At 48.9% G+C, this 16381-nt stretch carries 22 protein-coding genes and 1 pseudogene; 9 read left to right on the top strand and 14 right to left on the bottom strand.

Annotated features, from left to right (window positions below):
• Positions 1 to 2 precede the first annotated feature (2 nt).
• Positions 3 to 992, bottom strand: coding sequence for a type I asparaginase (locus tag CXL14_RS11975; RefSeq protein WP_003153321.1), 990 nt, complete (start codon positions 990 to 992; stop codon positions 3 to 5).
• Positions 993 to 1168: 176 nt separating this feature from the next.
• On the opposite strand from CXL14_RS11975, the gene CXL14_RS11970 reads away from it, so the two are divergent.
• A complete protein-coding gene (locus CXL14_RS11970; RefSeq protein ID WP_003153320.1) occupies positions 1169 to 1522 on the top strand; it encodes a helix-turn-helix domain-containing protein in 354 nt (117 codons plus the stop codon).
• Between the two features lie 12 nt (positions 1523 to 1534).
• Here CXL14_RS11970 and CXL14_RS11965 read toward each other — a convergent pair whose 3' ends face one another.
• Positions 1535 to 2698 (bottom strand): TIGR00375 family protein, encoded by a 1164-nt coding sequence (locus CXL14_RS11965; RefSeq protein WP_014418293.1) that lies wholly within the window; start codon positions 2696 to 2698, stop codon positions 1535 to 1537.
• Positions 2698 to 3252 carry an NUDIX hydrolase gene (locus CXL14_RS11960; RefSeq protein ID WP_003153317.1) on the bottom strand — a complete coding sequence of 185 codons (555 nt, stop codon included), beginning with the start codon at positions 3250 to 3252 and terminating at the stop codon, positions 2698 to 2700. Before CXL14_RS11960 ends, CXL14_RS11965 begins: the two co-directional genes overlap by 1 nt.
• Before the next feature lie 78 nt (positions 3253 to 3330).
• Between CXL14_RS11960 and mciZ the strand changes: the two genes are divergently transcribed.
• The gene (gene mciZ, locus CXL14_RS11955) at positions 3331 to 3453 is read left to right on the top strand and encodes a Z-ring formation inhibitor MciZ (protein ID WP_003153315.1); all 123 of its coding nucleotides are present in this window, start codon (positions 3331 to 3333) and stop codon (positions 3451 to 3453) included.
• A 62-nt stretch (positions 3454 to 3515) separates the two neighbouring features.
• Positions 3516 to 4436, top strand: coding sequence for an aldo/keto reductase (locus CXL14_RS11950; protein ID WP_014418294.1), 921 nt, complete (start codon positions 3516 to 3518; stop codon positions 4434 to 4436).
• A gap of 32 nt (positions 4437 to 4468) precedes the next feature.
• On the opposite strand, the gene CXL14_RS11945 is transcribed toward CXL14_RS11950, so the two are convergent.
• Positions 4469 to 4693, bottom strand: coding sequence for a YqkE family protein (locus CXL14_RS11945; protein WP_007409396.1), 225 nt, complete (start codon positions 4691 to 4693; stop codon positions 4469 to 4471).
• Between the two features lie 122 nt (positions 4694 to 4815).
• On the opposite strand from CXL14_RS11945, the gene CXL14_RS11940 reads away from it, so the two are divergent.
• On the top strand, positions 4816 to 5730 hold the full coding sequence (locus CXL14_RS11940; RefSeq protein ID WP_025649815.1) for an alpha/beta hydrolase: 915 nt from the start codon (positions 4816 to 4818) through the stop codon (positions 5728 to 5730).
• Between the two features lie 39 nt (positions 5731 to 5769).
• On the opposite strand, the gene CXL14_RS11935 is transcribed toward CXL14_RS11940, so the two are convergent.
• The 5 genes and pseudogenes from CXL14_RS11935 to CXL14_RS11915 all read right to left on the bottom strand — a co-directional run bounded on the left by CXL14_RS11935 (position 5770) and on the right by CXL14_RS11915 (position 8210).
• Positions 5770 to 6009, bottom strand: a complete 240-nt coding sequence (locus CXL14_RS11935) for a DUF2552 family protein (protein WP_003153307.1) — start codon at positions 6007 to 6009, stop codon at positions 5770 to 5772.
• Positions 5984 to 6346 (bottom strand): iron-sulfur cluster biosynthesis family protein, encoded by a 363-nt coding sequence (locus CXL14_RS11930; protein WP_014305346.1) that lies wholly within the window; start codon positions 6344 to 6346, stop codon positions 5984 to 5986. The genes CXL14_RS11935 and CXL14_RS11930 overlap by 26 nt, the downstream gene beginning before the upstream one ends.
• 74 nt (positions 6347 to 6420) lie before the next feature.
• Positions 6421 to 7386, bottom strand: a pseudogene (locus CXL14_RS11925) (GNAT family N-acetyltransferase); the annotation flags it as partial.
• Complete coding sequence (locus tag CXL14_RS11920) at positions 7383 to 7727, bottom strand: antibiotic biosynthesis monooxygenase family protein (protein ID WP_014418297.1); 345 nt, start codon at positions 7725 to 7727, stop codon at positions 7383 to 7385. The pseudogene CXL14_RS11925 and the gene CXL14_RS11920, both read right to left, overlap by 4 nt.
• 12 nt (positions 7728 to 7739) lie before the next feature.
• Entirely contained in the window at positions 7740 to 8210 is a 471-nt protein-coding gene (locus CXL14_RS11915; protein WP_014418298.1) for a GNAT family N-acetyltransferase, read from the bottom strand.
• Positions 8211 to 8425: 215 nt separating this feature from the next.
• Between CXL14_RS11915 and CXL14_RS11910 the strand changes: the two genes are divergently transcribed.
• The 5 genes from CXL14_RS11910 to CXL14_RS11890 all read left to right on the top strand — a co-directional run bounded on the left by CXL14_RS11910 (position 8426) and on the right by CXL14_RS11890 (position 11717).
• Positions 8426 to 9652: a DNA polymerase IV gene (locus CXL14_RS11910; RefSeq protein ID WP_014418299.1), complete on the top strand. Its 1227-nt coding sequence runs from the start codon at positions 8426 to 8428 to the stop codon at positions 9650 to 9652.
• Positions 9653 to 9667: 15 nt separating this feature from the next.
• The gene (locus CXL14_RS11905; protein WP_014418300.1) at positions 9668 to 10012 is read left to right on the top strand and encodes a YolD-like family protein; all 345 of its coding nucleotides are present in this window, start codon (positions 9668 to 9670) and stop codon (positions 10010 to 10012) included.
• Between the two features lie 100 nt (positions 10013 to 10112).
• The gene (locus CXL14_RS11900; RefSeq protein WP_003153294.1) at positions 10113 to 10319 is read left to right on the top strand and encodes a YqzH family protein; all 207 of its coding nucleotides are present in this window, start codon (positions 10113 to 10115) and stop codon (positions 10317 to 10319) included.
• A gap of 73 nt (positions 10320 to 10392) precedes the next feature.
• Complete coding sequence (locus CXL14_RS11895) at positions 10393 to 11463, top strand: AI-2E family transporter (RefSeq protein WP_014418301.1); 1071 nt, start codon at positions 10393 to 10395, stop codon at positions 11461 to 11463.
• Between the two features lie 86 nt (positions 11464 to 11549).
• Positions 11550 to 11717, top strand: coding sequence for a DUF4083 family protein (locus tag CXL14_RS11890; protein WP_007409388.1), 168 nt, complete (start codon positions 11550 to 11552; stop codon positions 11715 to 11717).
• Between the two features lies 1 nt (position 11718).
• On the opposite strand, the gene CXL14_RS11885 is transcribed toward CXL14_RS11890, so the two are convergent.
• The 5 genes from CXL14_RS11885 to CXL14_RS11865 form a co-directional block, all read right to left on the bottom strand.
• Positions 11719 to 12108, bottom strand: a complete 390-nt coding sequence (locus CXL14_RS11885) for a VOC family protein (RefSeq protein WP_029973629.1) — start codon at positions 12106 to 12108, stop codon at positions 11719 to 11721.
• Positions 12109 to 12132: 24 nt separating this feature from the next.
• Positions 12133 to 13092, bottom strand: coding sequence for a type I pantothenate kinase (gene coaA / locus CXL14_RS11880; RefSeq protein ID WP_003153290.1), 960 nt, complete (start codon positions 13090 to 13092; stop codon positions 12133 to 12135).
• Positions 13093 to 13167: 75 nt separating this feature from the next.
• Positions 13168 to 14517, bottom strand: a complete 1350-nt coding sequence (gene dsdA, locus CXL14_RS11875) for a D-serine ammonia-lyase (protein WP_014418302.1) — start codon at positions 14515 to 14517, stop codon at positions 13168 to 13170.
• Between the two features lie 16 nt (positions 14518 to 14533).
• Positions 14534 to 15310 carry an SDR family NAD(P)-dependent oxidoreductase gene (locus tag CXL14_RS11870; protein WP_014418303.1) on the bottom strand — a complete coding sequence of 259 codons (777 nt, stop codon included), beginning with the start codon at positions 15308 to 15310 and terminating at the stop codon, positions 14534 to 14536.
• A 5-nt stretch (positions 15311 to 15315) separates the two neighbouring features.
• Positions 15316 to 16275 (bottom strand): MBL fold metallo-hydrolase, encoded by a 960-nt coding sequence (locus tag CXL14_RS11865; protein ID WP_021494271.1) that lies wholly within the window; start codon positions 16273 to 16275, stop codon positions 15316 to 15318.
• Positions 16276 to 16381: the final 106 nt, after the last annotated feature.

The following is a 16381-nucleotide window of genomic DNA, read 5'->3' as shown; positions in this document are numbered from 1 at the left end:
TTTTACAGTACAACGTCGTCTGCGATCGGTGTCTCCATAATGTTTTTGACTTCAGCCAAGTTGTGAGACTGGCCGAGCGCCCACATTAATTTCGGCACGATGGCTTCCGTGTTCATATTTCTGGAGCGGATAATGAGATCTTGATTGACTCTTCGGCCGACTTCATAGACGCTCATGTCCTCTCCTTCTTCAAGACATTGTGTCGTAATGACGACGACAATGCCGCTTTCAATCATTTCATTGACTTTGGCGAGAATGTCTCTTCCTTCAAACGGCACGCCGCCGCTGCCGTAGCTTTCAATGACGATTCCTTTGTACATGCCCTTTAATGCGTCAAACATTTCCGGTTTCAGCCCCGGGTGGAGCTTGAGCAGGCACACGTCCGTGCAAAGTGAAGTATTGACCGTAAAAGCATCGTCTTTTGGCATGTGCACTTGTTTGTTATATTCAATTCCGTTTTCGGTAATAAACGCGATATACGGATAGTTAATGCTCTCAAATGCATCATAGCTTTTCGTTCTTAATTTAATGGCGCGTGTGCCTTGAATGACTCTGCCGTCAAATACGACGTATACGCCGCCCACCCCTTCACATGCGAAGCGGATCGCGTCCGTGATATTTTTTTTGGCATCGGTTTTTTGAAATGTAATCGGGATTTGCGAACCCGTAATGACGATCGGTTTATCAGCATGCTGAAGCATATAAGACAGTGCCGCTGATGTATAAGCCATTGTGTCTGTCCCGTGCGTAATGACGAACCCGTCATATGCGTCATATTTTTCTTTGACAGCATTTGCGATTTCGGCCCAGTATTCAGGCTGCATATTTGTGCTGTCGATGTTCATTAACGAATGGGTTTCCATCGTGTAATCGTTATCAAGTTTTGATACGTAGGTTAACAATTCGTCTGCTTTCACCCCGGGTGCAAGCCCGTTTTCTCCTTCGACTGAGGCGATTGTTCCTCCGGTTGTTAACAGCAATAATTTTTTCATACCCTGCACCTCTTCATCCATTTCTCAAGATGTGTTAAGCATTCGCTTTTCGCATACTTTTAATCAAATTATAGACAGACGAATGAAATTAATCAAGTGATTATTATTCAGTTCGCGTACACTTTTACATATCGATATGATATAATTTGCTCAAGTGAAAAGGAGCGGTTTTGAATATGAATTTAGATCGTTTAACTGAACTGAGAAAAAAGAAAAATTGGTCTCTTCAATATACGGCTGACCGTCTCGGCATCGCCAAAAGCACGTACGCCGGGTATGAATCAGGATACCGGCGTCCGTCATTCGAGGCGCTGGGCACGCTTGCCGATCTGTTTGACACGACGTGCGACGATTTACTGGGGCGCACTGAAAAAAAAGCGGAGCCGTTTACCCAGACCATCGAATTAACAAACGCCGCACAAGGCCGCGGCACACTGACCGTTGACGGACAGCCGCTGAATCAGGATGAAATCATCGAATTGATTGCGTTTGTCCGCACGAAAAAGAAGGTGCAGGAGGAGCTCCGCTAAAAACCGGCTTTTTTACGGCTTGATTCGGCCGTACGTCCCTCCGCCCCCGGCCTCAAGGACAAGTTGCCCGGTGCGCGCTTTATGAATGACAGCCGCTATTTTAGGCTGGACGACACGCGCCAATTCCTCTTCTTGCGCCTGATGAAGAATCGCCATCTCCGTCCCGAAGGCCCGTTTCAGTTTTTCTAACGTTTTCGGCCCGACCCCGGGAATGAACTGCAGCGGGGTTTGATGAATATACGGCGGCCGCGGCACGCGGCTTTTTTTCGGGCCGCTCAGTTCCTCCAGCCGTTCACTGACCCCTTTTGTCATTGTTTTCCCCCCGCACTCCGGACATGCGGAAGCTCCTTTTTCAACCGGGCTGCCGCAGCGGTCGCAAGCCGTCCGGTAATACTTCCCGAGCTTCGGGTTCAGCCCGTAATTCGCCGTGATTTTTCTTCCGTCCTTCCCTTTTAAAGCCAGCGAAAATTCCGTGAAATTCGCCTCTTTAAGAAGCATTTCATTATATTCTCTGCCGATTTTCCCTAAGGAATGCGCATCAGAATTTGTTAAAAATGTATACGGATCAAGTTCCGTTACCCGCGAAGCCATGTCGGTGTCGCAGCTTAACCCGAGTTCCGCCGCATCAATGAGCGCCGGGTCGAAAACTTCTGTCAAAGAAGATCTGACCCCTTTTCCGTACAGGCTTTTATGCGGGGTGAACATATGGGCGGGAATAAACAGCCCGCCCAATTCCTTTGTTTTCCTCTGAAGATTCAAACCGGTTTCATAAATGCGCTGGGAACTGAGATGGATATTTTTAAGCCTTTTTGCGAGCCACTCAGAAAACATCTTCATTTCGGCAAGAGACGGCATAAAGACGAGAACGTGAATCGGCCCGCGGCATGTGTGATCATAGATTTCAAGCTCACTGCCCAATAGAAGCGTCGTATTCCGATACCGGATGCCGCCTTCTTTCAGCTCACGGTATCTGCCTTCATCAATTCCGCGCTCGATTTCTTCTATGACTTCCGGGGAATGGCAGTCGATGATGCCCAATAGTTCAATTCCCTTCCCCTCACTGGCTTCTTCTAAAATCCGGTGCAGCGTCAACGTTTTGGCCCCGGTGATTTTGACCGGTTTTCCCGTATGGGTGCGGCCGATATGAATATGCAGATCCGCATAGATGGTTTTCATCATTTTTCCTTCAGCGCTTCTTTCAGCTGGAGATACTGAATCGCGTACGCCGTTTTTGCGTCATACACCCTGCGGGATTCAATCAGCTTCACGGCCTCTTCAAGCGTGACCTGCATGACTTCGACAAATTCATCCTCATCCAGCTCTCGTTTTTCTTCCAGCGGCGAAAGCCCTTCCGCAAGAAAGAGATGCACGATTTCATCAGCAAACCCGGGTGATGTATAAAAAGCGGTGATTTTCGTCAAGGTTTCCGCCGTATATCCCGTTTCTTCCTCGAGCTCTCTTAACGCCGTATGTTCCGGCTCTTCTCCCTTTTCAAGCTTCCCGGCCGGAATTTCAACGATTGTCCGTTCCAGCGGCTTCCTGAACTGGTTCACCAAAATGATTTTTCCTTCCTCGGTCACCGCAAGTACGGCCACCGCTCCCGGATGTTTGACGATTTCCCGCTTGCTTGTTTTTCCGTTCGGGAGCTCTACATCCTCTAAGTAAAGATCTATGACTTTCCCGTCATACAGCTTTTTTTTCGCAAGTGTTTTTTCTTCTAAATGTTTCATCATGTCATCTCCCGTTCTGTCTCTCTATTATGCCTCATATATTTTATCATACATGCATGAGAGGGAGGTGCTTTTCGATTGAAGGTGTACCGGAAGGATAAGAGTATCGTATTGGTCGGAAAGGCGTGGGAAGTGCGGGCTAAACTGAAAGAATACGGACGGACATTCCGCTATGTCGGAGATTGGATCACCGGGCCTTAACAGTTGAAAACTTCGCGCCTTTATATTACGGTCAATAAAAGACTATAAAAAGGAGCGAAACGATGAGAAAACGCACACTGGGACATTCTGATTTAGAAATAAGCGAAATCGGGCTCGGCTGTATGTCGCTGGGTACGGATAAAGCTAAAGCGCTGTCTATTTTGGATGAAGCGATCGAGCTTGGAATCAATTATTTAGATACCGCTGATCTTTATGATTTCGGCAGAAATGAGGAAATTGTCGGGGAGGCCGTCAAAAACCGCAGGCACGACATCATTTTAGCCACGAAAGCCGGAAACCGCTGGAATGATGATAAAGACGGCTGGCATTGGGACGCTTCCAAAGGATACATAAAAGAAGCGGTCAAAAACAGCCTGCGCCGGCTGAAAACGGACTATATCGACCTTTATCAGCTGCATGGCGGCACGATGGAAGACCATATTGACGAAACGATCGAAGCTTTTGAGGACTTAAAACAGGAAGGTGTCATCCGGTATTACGGCATTTCCTCGATTCGTCCGAATGTTATTAAAGAATATGTGAAAAAATCAAATATCACCAGCATTATGATGCAATACAGCCTGCTGGACCGGCGTCCCGAGGAGTGGCTTCCCCTTTTAGAGGAGAACGGAATCAGCGTAGTCGCAAGAGGGCCTGTCGCTAAAGGGCTTCTTACGGAAAAACCGCTTGATCAAGCGGCCGCAAGCGTAAAAGAGAACGGCTATTTAACATATTCTTTTGCAGAACTGGCAGAAACCAAAAAAGCGATCAGCGCTGCCGCACCTGACTTGAGCATGACGGAGCTTTCTCTTCAATACTTGCTGTCACAGCCGGCCGTCGCTTCTGTCATCACCGGAGCCAGCTCACTTGAGCAGCTGAGAGAAAACTGTTCGGCTGCAGAGGCCCGGCGTTTAAGCAGCCATGAAATCAAAGCCCTGCAATATCATACAAAACGGGACGTATACGAAGCCCATCGTTCTTAAACAATAAAACCGGCACCTTTTCAGATGCCGGTTTATTTATATTTGTGCCAATCGAGACTGCTTTCATTCAGCAGCTCTTCAAAGCTTTTATGTTTTTCTTTTTCTTTTCGTTTTCTGATTTGTTCCGCCTTTTGCTGCGCCTGCTTTTTCTCGTCTTCTTCCTTCAGCTCACTTTTCATTTGCAAAAGCCTGGCCTTCAGATCTTCCTCCAGATCGTCTTTTAAGCTGTGTTTTTCTTTAGGCAGCTGCTTTTTCATCATTACGCCCCCCGTATCTGAATATGGTGAAGCAAGTGTACCACGGAGCGCCGGAGGCCGGCAACGTTCACGGTCCCAAAAAGCCGGAGGAAGGATTTTTTATATTAAAGGAGGGTGCCTGTGTGAAAAAATGGCTGGCGGTGTTCGGTTCGGCTTGCGCAGTCTTTTTGGCTGCCGGATTCGCTTTTACGAATCTGATTATGTTTATGAAGAAAAAGACGGATGAAGATATCATGAAAAAAGAAACGGCGGACGGGCATGATAGATTTGATTCCTTTCAGGCCATGGAAAAAGAAGAGGCCGTCATCCTGTCACGCCACGGGTATGAGATCAAAGGCTTTTACGTCGCCCCGCATCATACGGCAAACACCATGATTATTTGTCACGGCGTTACCGTAAATTCGTTCAATTCATTGAAATACATGGATTTATTTTTAGATTTAGGCTGGAATGTGCTCGTATATGACCACCGCGGGCACGGAAAAAGCGGCGGCAGAACGACGAGCTACGGCTATTTTGAAAAAGATGATTTGGAAGAAGCCGTGAATTGGGTGAGACACAAAACCGGAGACGGCGGTCAAATCGGCATCCACGGGGAATCGATGGGAGCGGTGACGGCCTTATTATACGCGGGCGGGCATCAGGATGAAAACGGCGCTGATTTTTATATTGCGGACTGTCCGTTCGCAAGCTTTCGCGATCAGCTCGCCTACAGGCTGAAGCGGGAGTTCCGGCTGCCTCCGTGGCCGCTTCTGCCTTTGGCTGATTTCTTTTTGCGGATGAGAGAAGGATACCGTATCCGTGATGTATCTCCTCTATCGGTTATCAGCCGCATCCGGCAGCCCGTGCTGTTTATTCACAGTAAGGAAGATGATTATATACCTCCCGCTTCTTCCGAATTGCTGCACCGCAGAAAACGCGGCCCTAAGATGCTCTATCTGGCCGAATCGGGCGGGCATGCCATGTCGTACACCAAAAATCCGGAGAGCTACCGCAAAGCCGTTCAAACCTTTTTAGATACCATGACGCAAACGTAAAAAAGCGAAAGAACGTATGCTGGTTCTTTCGCTTTCCCGTCATAAAACGTCGGTAATCCCGTCCATATTTTCTCCGATCCAGTCAATGGCGAGGTCGATTGTCGTAAACTCCTGCGCTTTGAAGGTCATCTCATCCTGAAGCAGCCAGACATCCTTCTGAACGGATTCAGCGCCTCCGATGGACCAGTGCAGCAGACTGTACGGATGGTTGTTGTTCAAAAAGGATACCCACGTTTTATGCTGTGCCGTCTGTTTAATGGCTTTCAGCTTTTGATTCACTTTCCGTTTCTCCCTGCTTTACTAATATGCTCATTCTCGGGCTCAGCATCTCTGCCGGGCTTTTTAAGACGAGCGTTTTTGCCTTTTCATTGTAATCGATTGTCATTTCCTCGTCAAAAAACACTTTTTGTGAGGTCTGGATGTAAAGCGGAAGTCCGTTGGTTTCAATAGCTTCGCATTGTCCCGTTAATTCGTCCGCCAGCCAGATGGTCGGCACGCCGCTCACCGCGCACCCGCAGCCTTCTGCGTCATAGCGGAGCTGCGCTTTTTTCCCCGGGTTGGCGTCCATCGCCTGCTGAAGTGTGTGTTTCGCCGCATCCGTCACATGTATTTGCATAGATGATCCTCCGTTTTTCATTTTCGCCATTGTAGCATACCGAGCCGCTGTATGCATTGTTTCTGCTTTCTTTACAGCAGCCCGCTCTCCCAGACCTTTGCCTCTTGTTCAGCCGCCTTGATCCAGTCATTTTTCCCTTCACTATACTTTGCCATATCGTATGGGTGTGTCTCAGCGAGGTGCCGTTTCAGTTCCATGTATTGAGCCGCTTTTTCAGGCTTTGCAGTGAGGTAATCCCGGAACAGCAGATGACGCTTCACGTCCGGATGGCCTGTTTCGTATATGTGAACGTGGTGTGTGCGCTTGTTGCCGCCTTTTTGAAAGAAACGCCGGCCCTCTATCCCGTTTTCCCCTTTCGCCTCATAGCCGAGCGCTTCCAGCTGCGGACTGAATCGGTCGGCATCCAAAATATCTTTGACCTCCGCCAGTATATCGATGACGGGTTTGGCGGCCATCTGCGGGATGGAGGTGCTGCCGATGTGGCTGACAGAATGAAGTGCTGGACCGAAGATTCGGATCAAGTCCGCCTTCTCTCTTTCAAACATTTCTTTCCATTCCGGCTTGTACGGAACAACTTCCGCTTTCCTCTTCGGATAAAGATGAAAAAACGAGAGGGTCAGCCCTTCCGGCGTCTCAATCTGTCCGGCTTCCGTGAACCCGGTTTTTAAATAGAGAGAGACTGCCGGAACGTTTTGGCTGGCGGTAGCCGCCTCTATTTTTTGGGCGTCCCGGTTCTCGTCTATCACAAATTGAAGAAGCGCCCGTCCGATCCCTTTCCGAAAGCCGGACGGATGCACCGTCAGCCTGCATATGACAAGGTCATATCCCCTTTTTTCATACGAAATGACGCCTGCAAGCTGATCTTTTTCCTTGAAACCGGCAAACGTCTCCCGTGACCGCTGTATATCATCGGGTGTTTCATGCAGGGCGGGAATGCCGAAAAAACCGATCAGCTCGGCTTCTTTTTGATAAGAGCAGCGCTGAACCGCCGCAATTTCCCGCGCGGTCTGTTCTTGTGTATGCTGTAAAAATGTAATCAATCTTCCGCCCCTTTTGACGCAAACATCCGCTGTGACTCCGTCTTCGTAATGCGGACCGCGTACGCTTCATACCAGGCGCTTTTTCCTTTTTGTTTTGCCGCCTGGTGGTCCGTATGATCTTTCCACCTTTTAATCGCCTCCAGGCTGTCCCAGTAGGAAACCGTGATGCCGCAGCCGTTTTCCTCCCGAACGCTTTCCGCGCCTAAAAATCCCGGCTGTCCGCCTGCCAAATTCATCATGCGCTCTGCCGTATGTTCATATTCCTTATCATATTTTCCCTTTATTGATGAAAAAATGACCGCATAATAGGGCGGTTTGGGCGTGTTAGCTAAAAAACCCATATTCATCCCCCTCTACATATATTTCACAAACAGAATCCGGTCTTCTCCCGGACCGTCATAATTCGCAAAAACAGGGATTCCGTTTACGGTTTTGGTTCCTTTTTCAACTTCAAAGCCTAATTTTGTATGATAAGCGATTGATACTTTATTGACAGGCGCCGTCACGCAATTGACTTTTGTGCAGCCCCTTTTCTTCACCGTCTCCATAAATCGGTCGTAGAGCTGTTTTCCAATTTGCATTTTTCTGAAATCCGGATGCACACCGGAAAAATGAATGTAGGCTGTCTCAGGGTCTGTTTGTGACTGAAAACCGATTAAAAAACCGGTCATTCCCTCCGGCCCGTACGTGATAAAGCTTGTGTCCTGAAAATGTTCAAAAAACAAGCGCGGCAGTTTGTCTTTCATCTGCCTGCCGCCCCACCATTCATTCAAAACAGACGTAACCATTTCATAGTCTTCAGAGGTAATTGTTCGAATATCCATTATCGATTGACTCTCCTTTTCGTCCGGCAAAATGAATGTCAGCTCTTCTCATTGGAATATAAAAAATTATATGTGGGTTGTTTGCAATTGTAAATGATTTCTTTTCAAGCAAACGAATCAGCATGCCTTCCAGCCGGGGAATGATTTACCAGTATAAACGTGATCATTGTTCGGGTACAATGAAAAACAGAACAAATGTTCCCGGAGGTTTTTTTATGGCTGATATTCTTCTTGTAGATATGCAATCGTTTTATGCGTCTGTGGAAAAAGCGGAAGCGCCTCATCTCAAAAACCGGCCCGTGATTGTCTCGGGAGATCCCGAAAGACGCAGCGGCGTCGTGCTTGCGGCTTGTCCGCTCGCCAAACGATACGGCGTAAAAAATGCCGAACGGCTGTGGGAAGCGCAGGCCAAATGTCCCGACGCCGTTATTGTCCGTCCGCGGATGCAGCGGTATATTGATGTATCCGTCATGATTACCGAACTGTTTGAACGGTATACCGATCTTGTAGAACCCTACTCCATCGATGAGCAGTTTCTCGACGTGACCGGAAGCAGGCGGCTGTTCGGTGATCCTTTTACAATTGCCAAAAGCATTCAGCAAGCGATTATGCGTGAATTCGGAATTTATGCCCGTGTCGGCATCGGGCCGAATAAGGCGCTCGCGAAAATGGCTTGCGACCATTTTGCCAAAAAAAACGCATCCGGCATCCACAGATTGGATATGTCAAATATCAGGCAGGATCTGTGGCCGCTGCCGGTCGGAAAATTATTCGGCATCGGAAAACGGATGGAGCATCATTTAAGACGGATGGGCATCAGCACAATCGGCGGGCTTGCCGGGCACCCAGCCGAACTGCTGAAAAAACGCTGGGGCATTAACGGCGAATTGCTTCAGCGGACAGCCCGCGGCATCGATCCCTCTCCGGTCACCGTCAACACGCACAGCCGGCAAAAAGCGATCGGCCATAACATGACCCTCCCGAGAGACTACAGCCGCTTTGAGGATATCAAAGTCGTGCTGCTGGAGTTAAGCGAAGAAGTGGCCCGCCGCGCCCGTTTCAAACAATACATCGGCCATACGGTTTCGGTCAGCATCAGAGGCGCTGATTTTGAATTTCCTTCAGGTTTTCACAGACAGAGAAAGCTGGTGTCTCCGACTAATTTCGGAATGGATATTTTCAAATCGGCGGTCAAGCTCTTCAAAGAGCATTGGAACGGTGAGCCCGTCCGCAGCGCCGGCGTCTCCCTTTCCCAGCTGGAGCCTTGTGATTATGTTCAGCTGAGCCTGTTCGATGCCCAGGAAAAAAAGATCAGTCTCGGCAAAGTATTGGATGATATTCATGAGCGGTACGGCCCTGCGTCGCTCCTCCATGCCGCTTCACTGACAGAGGCCGGCCAAGCCTTTCACCGGGCTGAAAAAATCGGCGGGCATTACAAATAATTTGAGGTGATATACATGAATCCGAACAAATTAACACCCGGGTATAATGTCATGTGGGAATCAAGCCGGATGATGCTGCCCGAACATCGGGAGCAGCTGCTTGCGAAAAAACGAAAAGAACGGGAATTCCGGCCTCCGGAACTGAGCGAAGAGCAACTGAACGACATGAACCGCATCATTGCGGCGTCAATTAAAGAAGACAGGGCCATTTCGGTCACCTACGCTTCCGCACACGGCCCCCGCCGCTTTTGGGGCTGGGTAAAACAAGTGATGCATGACGAAAAACGTTTAAAAATCATAAACGATGAAGATGCGTTAACGCTGCCGTTTCATCGTATTCTCTCAGCTGAATTGGAATAAAAATCCTACCCCGGCCTGACAGAAAATATGATAGAAGAGTGGGAGGATCACATGATATTTAGTAGAATAAAGATGAATGACAAGAATAGGAGAATATATGATGGATCAATTTATAGAAAAAATGCTGGGACAAGCCCTCCGCCAGTATGGACGGAATGTGTCGACAGATCCGCTGAGCCCCTATGAAAAACAGAGTTTAAAAAAAGCTTTAGAAGAAAGAAGGAATGAAGAACCCGATGAGGATCTCCATGCCCATGTAGAAGATATTATCTACGATTACGTCACCAATCAGGGGCAGTTTTCCTGACACGGACGTTTATGCACCGGGCGATAAGGGAAACGTCCGAGAGTAAACCCTTAAAGATTGCGTGGTGCAGGATATGCCTGTCGGGCCTTATTTCAGGATCGGCTATGCCGTTCTTCTGTTATTTCTCATCATTTATCTCGGAACATTAATAGACTTTTTGTTCCAGCCTGTTGTGATTACGGTTAAAACCTTGTTTCCGCCTATTGTATTATCGGGCGTCCTTTACTATTTGTGCCGCCCGCTCGTCAGAGTGCTGCATGCGAAATTAAAGCTGCCCGAAGGAATCGCGATTTTAGCGATTTATGCGGGAACAGCCGGCCTTTTTGTCCTCTTCCTTTATACGGCGGGCCCTGCCGTTCAAAAACAGTTTACAGCCTTCACAGATCATATTCCGGAGCTTTCCGCAAAAGCTGAAAATTGGATCGGGCATCTTCAGGACAGCAAATGGTTTTCCCGGCTTCAGCATGGGGATTCCTTTAAAAAATTAGCAGACAAAGCCGCAAATTATTCCGGTTCAATCGCTGATTCTCTCAGCAGCCTGGCCGGTACGGCTGCCAATGCCGCCATCACCGCCGCCATTATTCCGTTTGCGCTGTATTACATGTTAAAAGAAGGACACAAAGCCCCCCGGCGACTGCTGCGGCTTCTTCCGGAAAAACATCAAAAAGAAGGAAAACAAATCCTTCGGGACATGGATGAAGCTCTCAGTTCATACATACAAGGACAGCTGCTCGTCAGTTTTTGTGTCGGCGTTCTCGTCACAATCGGCTATTTTATAATCGGGCTCGATTATCCGCTCGTTCTGGGCGCGTTCGCCATGGTGACAAACCTGATTCCGTTTATCGGGCCTTGGATCGGCACATTTCCCGGAGTCATTGTCGGATTGTTCGATTCACCGACCGAGGCGGTGCTGGTGATTACGGTCGTCGTCATTGTCCAGCAGCTTGAAAGCCAGCTGATTTCCCCGCAAATTATGGGACGGAAGCTGGACATTCACCCGCTGACCATTATTTTTCTTCTGCTTGCCGCCGGCAAATTCTCAGGAATTGCCGGGATGCTGCTGGCCATTCCGGGATATGCGGCCGCAAAAGTGGTCATAAGCCACATGCAGAAACTATTCATTCTCAGAAAAACACAAAGCTAGGACTGATTCATCCCCCATGTCTTCACATCGGTCAAAATGAAAAAACGGCGGGCTTCTTCAGCCCGCCGCACACGGAGGTAAAAAAGATGAACATCGGTGATGTCATTTTTCAATTGATTTCATTTATTGCAGCCGCGTTTTTCCTGTTTGCCGTGATATACGTATTCAGAAGCTTGAACAAGCGCCGCATACAATTGGACAGAATCGAAAAGAAACTCGACGCGCTGCGCGAAGAAAAAAACGAAAAGTTATAGTTCATTCAGAAGCAGGAGCAACGAGCTCCACTTTTATCCGATCCGGGTCCTCCGTGTATACGGCGTAATGCGTGCTTCCGCCTGCATATGGATGGCGGTCCCTGTAAAGCACGGGGCATCCTCTGGCAAGCAGCTTTTCTGTCATCTCGTCAACCTGCTCTCTTGATGCAGCATGAAAAGCCAGATGGTTCAGCCCGACCCGGCATCTGTGGTACTCCGGTGTTAAAAAACGCTCCTCTGTCTGTACAAGCACAACATAAAATCCTGCGTTTTTCCAGCTGATGCCGGAGTCCCAATTTTGAAATTCCCTATAACCGAGCTCACCTAAAAACCATCCCCAAAACCGGGCGGAGGCTTTCAAGTCAGATACATACAATTCAATATGATGCATCATAATATTCGCTTCCTCCTCACATCACACCCGCCTTACCAGCACCTCTTCAACTTTATGGCCGTCACCTTTTCTCAAAATCAAATCCGATCTGAATTTTGTCGGCAGGATATTTTCATACAGATTCGGACGGTTGACGCTCTCCCAAATGGAGGCGGCCATGGTATCCGCTTCTGCATCAGACAAATCCTTAAATTTATGAAAATAAGAAGCCGGATCCTGAAAAGCGGTTTCTCTTAAGAGGCGGAAACGCTCCAAATACCACGTGAAAATCCGGCTTTCTTCGGCATCCACATAGATCGAAAAATCAAAGAAATCCGATACAAAAATCCGCGGATCTTCCCTGTCGTCCTCTAATGTCGGCGACTGCAGGACATTGATTCCTTCGATAATAACGATATCCGCACCTTCGACAACCTCGACGGCGCCCTCTTCCCTGTCATACGTAAGATGGGAGTATACGGGCGCCTCCACTCTCTCTTTCCCTGACTTTATATCGTTCAGAAATTCAAGCAGCGCTTTCACGTCGTAGCTTTCCGGGAATCCCTTTCTGGACAGAAGGTTTTTCCTTTTTAATTCCGCCGTCGGATACAAGAAACCGTCAGTTGTCACCAGGCTCACCTTCGGCCTGTCCGGCAGACGGGAAAGAAGCTTTTGCAAAATTCTCGCCGTCGTGCTTTTGCCGACGGCGACGCTGCCCGCGATTCCGATGATAAACGGGATTTTGGCTGAATGCGGATGCTTCAGAAACACGTTGACATGCTGATTCCGTCTTGCGGCAGACGTGACATGAAGATGGAGCAGGCGCACAAGCGGAATGTAAATCGTTTCTACTTCTTCCACCGACAGGTAGTCATTCAGCCCCTCTACGGCCTTGGCTTCTTCCTCTGAAACGGCAATGGAAAGGTGGCCGCCGAATCCGGCCCACGACTCGCGGCTGTGCTGCGTATACAATGTATGTAAGTTCAATTCTTTACTTTTCACAATTCACACCAATCTCTCTGTATGGCTTTCCGATAAAAAAACAAACGCTTACAAAGATTGTAACGGAAAACCGCTTCACTGTCTGCCCATTTTTTTCACAAATGAGGAACCGATCCGGCTGTACTCTTCCATTTCCTCCTCCGGAACCATGCTTCCGCCGGTGCTCCACACAAGGTGCACGGCATTTTCCATCTCAAGCCCCCGTTCTTTTATATAACGGTTTCCGGCTTCGGTCTGAACGACCTTGACGGCTCCGGCCAGTCCGGCGAGTGCAGAGGGTTCAAGGCTCTTATTCTCGGCCGCCCTTAATTGAAAAAGCAGCGAAAAAAGCGTGCCGTCATCGGCGGTATAACAGCCGCTTAGTATAGGCTCCATCAGAGGGCCGGCCAGTCCGGACGGCCTTCCCACCGCGAGTCCGTCGGCGGCCGTTTGATTATCAAGACCGATATCCTGCACGCTGATTCCGTCATGCAAGCCGGAAAACAGTCCTAACAGCATACACGGTGAATGCGTCGGCTCACCGAAAAAAATATGGACATGCTCGCCATAGATCAGCTTTAGCGCAAGCGCGACGCCGCCCGGGCCTCCTCCGACCCCGCACGGCAAATAAACGAAAAGCGGTTCATCTGCATCAGGCTTTATGTTCAATTGATCGAGCTGCTTTTTCACACGGCTTCCCGCAACGGCATACCCCAAGAACAGATCCCGGGAATGCTCATCATCAATAAAATAACAATAAGAGTCCTGCTTCGCCTGCATGCGCCCCTCTTTGACAGCCAGACTGTAGTCTGCTTCATATTCCATGACGCGAACCCCCTTTTCCCGGAGCAGCTCCTTTTTCCACTGCTTTGCGTCACTGGACATATGAACGGTCACACAAAAGCCGAGCTTCGCGCCGATTATGCCGATACTCAGACCTAAATTGCCCGTAGAGCCGACGGCTATAGAGTATTTTGAGAAAAAAGCGGTAAACCGTTCTTCAGTCAATATGCTGTAATCGTCGTCTGCTGAGAGCATTCCCGCTTTTACCGCGAGATCTTCGGCATGCTTCAGCACTTCGTAAATCCCGCCGCGCGCTTTAATGGAACCGGAAATCGGAAGTTCGTCGTCGCATTTCAAAAGCAGACGCCCGGGGAAAGCCTGAGCGGCGCTGTGTTCCAGACGCTTTTTCATTTCATTGATTAAGACAAGCGGAGACTCAATGAGGCCTCCCTCCGCTTCCGTCTCCGGAAAAGCCGATGCGATATAAGGCGCAAACCGGCGCAGCCTTTCTTCCGCTTCGGCAATCTCCTGTTTCCATTCAGCACCATGCTTTACTGGATCATCGGTTTTATGCGGGTTGATCCAAAATACTTCACGCGCCTCCGCCATTTGCCTGACGAAAGGCTCTGCCATCAATGTCTTGTGTATATCCCGGTCGGACATTCCTTTTTCCCCCTTGTTACTTTTTCTTTAATGCGCGGCCGGCCAGTTTTTCTGTAAACGATGGAAAAAGCTGATACAGCTTCGTCCCGAGGCTCATCCATCGCGGAAGATTCATTTCCCGTTTATCCGTCAGAATCACGGATGTAATGCGCTCTGCCACATGGTCGGCATCAAGCATCCATCTGCCGACGCTTTTCACATAACCGCCCTCTTTATCTGCAATTGTAAAGAAGTCTGTTTTGATCGGACCGGGATTAACCGTTGTCACAGCTACACCCGTACCGGCCAGCTCAAGCCGCAGCGCATTGGAATACCCTAAAACGGCGTGTTTCGTAGCGGAATAAAGGCTTGATTTCGGCGTCGCCAATTTGCCGGCCTGTGAGGCGATATTGATAATATGGCCGCTTTTCGCATGAAGCATCACAGGAAGACAGGCCTTCGTACAGGCGATTAATCCGAAGACGTTGACTTCAAACATTGACTTCATATCATCCAAAGATGAATCAGCGGCCGTTTCAAAAATGCCGAAGCCGGCGTTGTTGATTAATACGTCAACATGACCGATCAAACGCCTTACGTTTTCAGCCTCTTCTGCATGCCGGACGTCAAACGGAATGACATCACACTGTCCGCCGCGCGCGGTAATCGTCTTTTTCACTTCCTGCAAGCGGTCCTCCCGCCTCGCGGATAAAAAAACATGAGCCCCTTCTGCCGCGCAGGAATATGCAAGCCGTTCTCCGAGTCCGCCGGATGCTCCGGTGATCCAAATCCGCTTATCCGTTAATCTGCCCATTTCCTTCACCCCTTCACAGCTTTAAACATCAGAGTGTTCCCCGACTGAAAGGATACAGCCTTCCCTTCGGCGGCCAGCACGTCAAGATGGCCGATCGTTTCTGACATCGTTAAAAACATTTCATTTTCATAAACAGCCGGAAACAGCCGCCGGCATACCTGGAAAGCCGTCAGCGTATCCTCTGACAACAGGCGCAGCACATATTCCGACCGGTTTCTCTGTTTTTCAAGCCGCCTGTCAAAAGCAGGCTTTACGTCTGTCAACAGATCGCCGTGTCCCGGATATAATAAGGACGGGTTTAAGTCATACAGCCGCTTCATTGAGTTCAAGTAGTCGAGCATCGGGGCCGCGCGCACGCCCCCCTTTTCCGGAGCTTCCAGAATCGGATTGGTGGAGCTGTTGGACAAAAGCAGATCGCCGCTGAACATTTCACCGCTTTTTTCATGGTAGAGCGCAATGTGAGAAGCGGCATGGCCCGGGATTTCGAGCACCGTCCAGCCGTTAAGCCCGTCAATTTTTCCGCCTTCTCCCACTGTTTTCGTTAACGGACGGTTTGCAGAAAATAAGTATGACAGCTTAACTGTTTTATGTATGTCTTCAGGCGTCAGGGGAACGTCCATTTCAGTCATAAGCGACAGGAAAAAGTCCTCCTGCCGGGCGATATACGACTGATCCTGAGTAATGTACCTGTCATTCAGCGGATGCCCTATTACTTCCGTATCCTCAGAAAAAAGGTGCAGCAGACCTGAATGATCTGCGTGATGATGAGTGAGCACCACCTGTTCTATATCCGCCGCAGAAACCCCGTGTTCCTTAAGCTGCAATGAGAGCGATTCAGCCGCTTCCTTTGTATTCGGGCCGCAATCAATAAGGGTTAAGGCTTCATCTTTTATTAAATAAACGATAACGTCGCCGACTGCAAACGGAGTCGGCACACGTATCGGAATGATCTTTCTCGCTGCCATGTTTACGCTCCTTCGTTCTTTTCATTCCTGAATAATCATATTTTAGCGTTTTCTTTTCACTGTGTCATTATCAGAAAAAAAGATTGACATCCCGCTCTTGCGCATA

This window comes from Bacillus sp. SJ-10 (assembly GCF_002843505.1).
GTDB classification, from domain to species: domain Bacteria; phylum Bacillota; class Bacilli; order Bacillales; family Bacillaceae; genus Bacillus; species Bacillus velezensis.
Note: the sequence above shows the minus strand (reverse complement) of the source record. Positions and strands in the feature narration are given on the sequence as shown.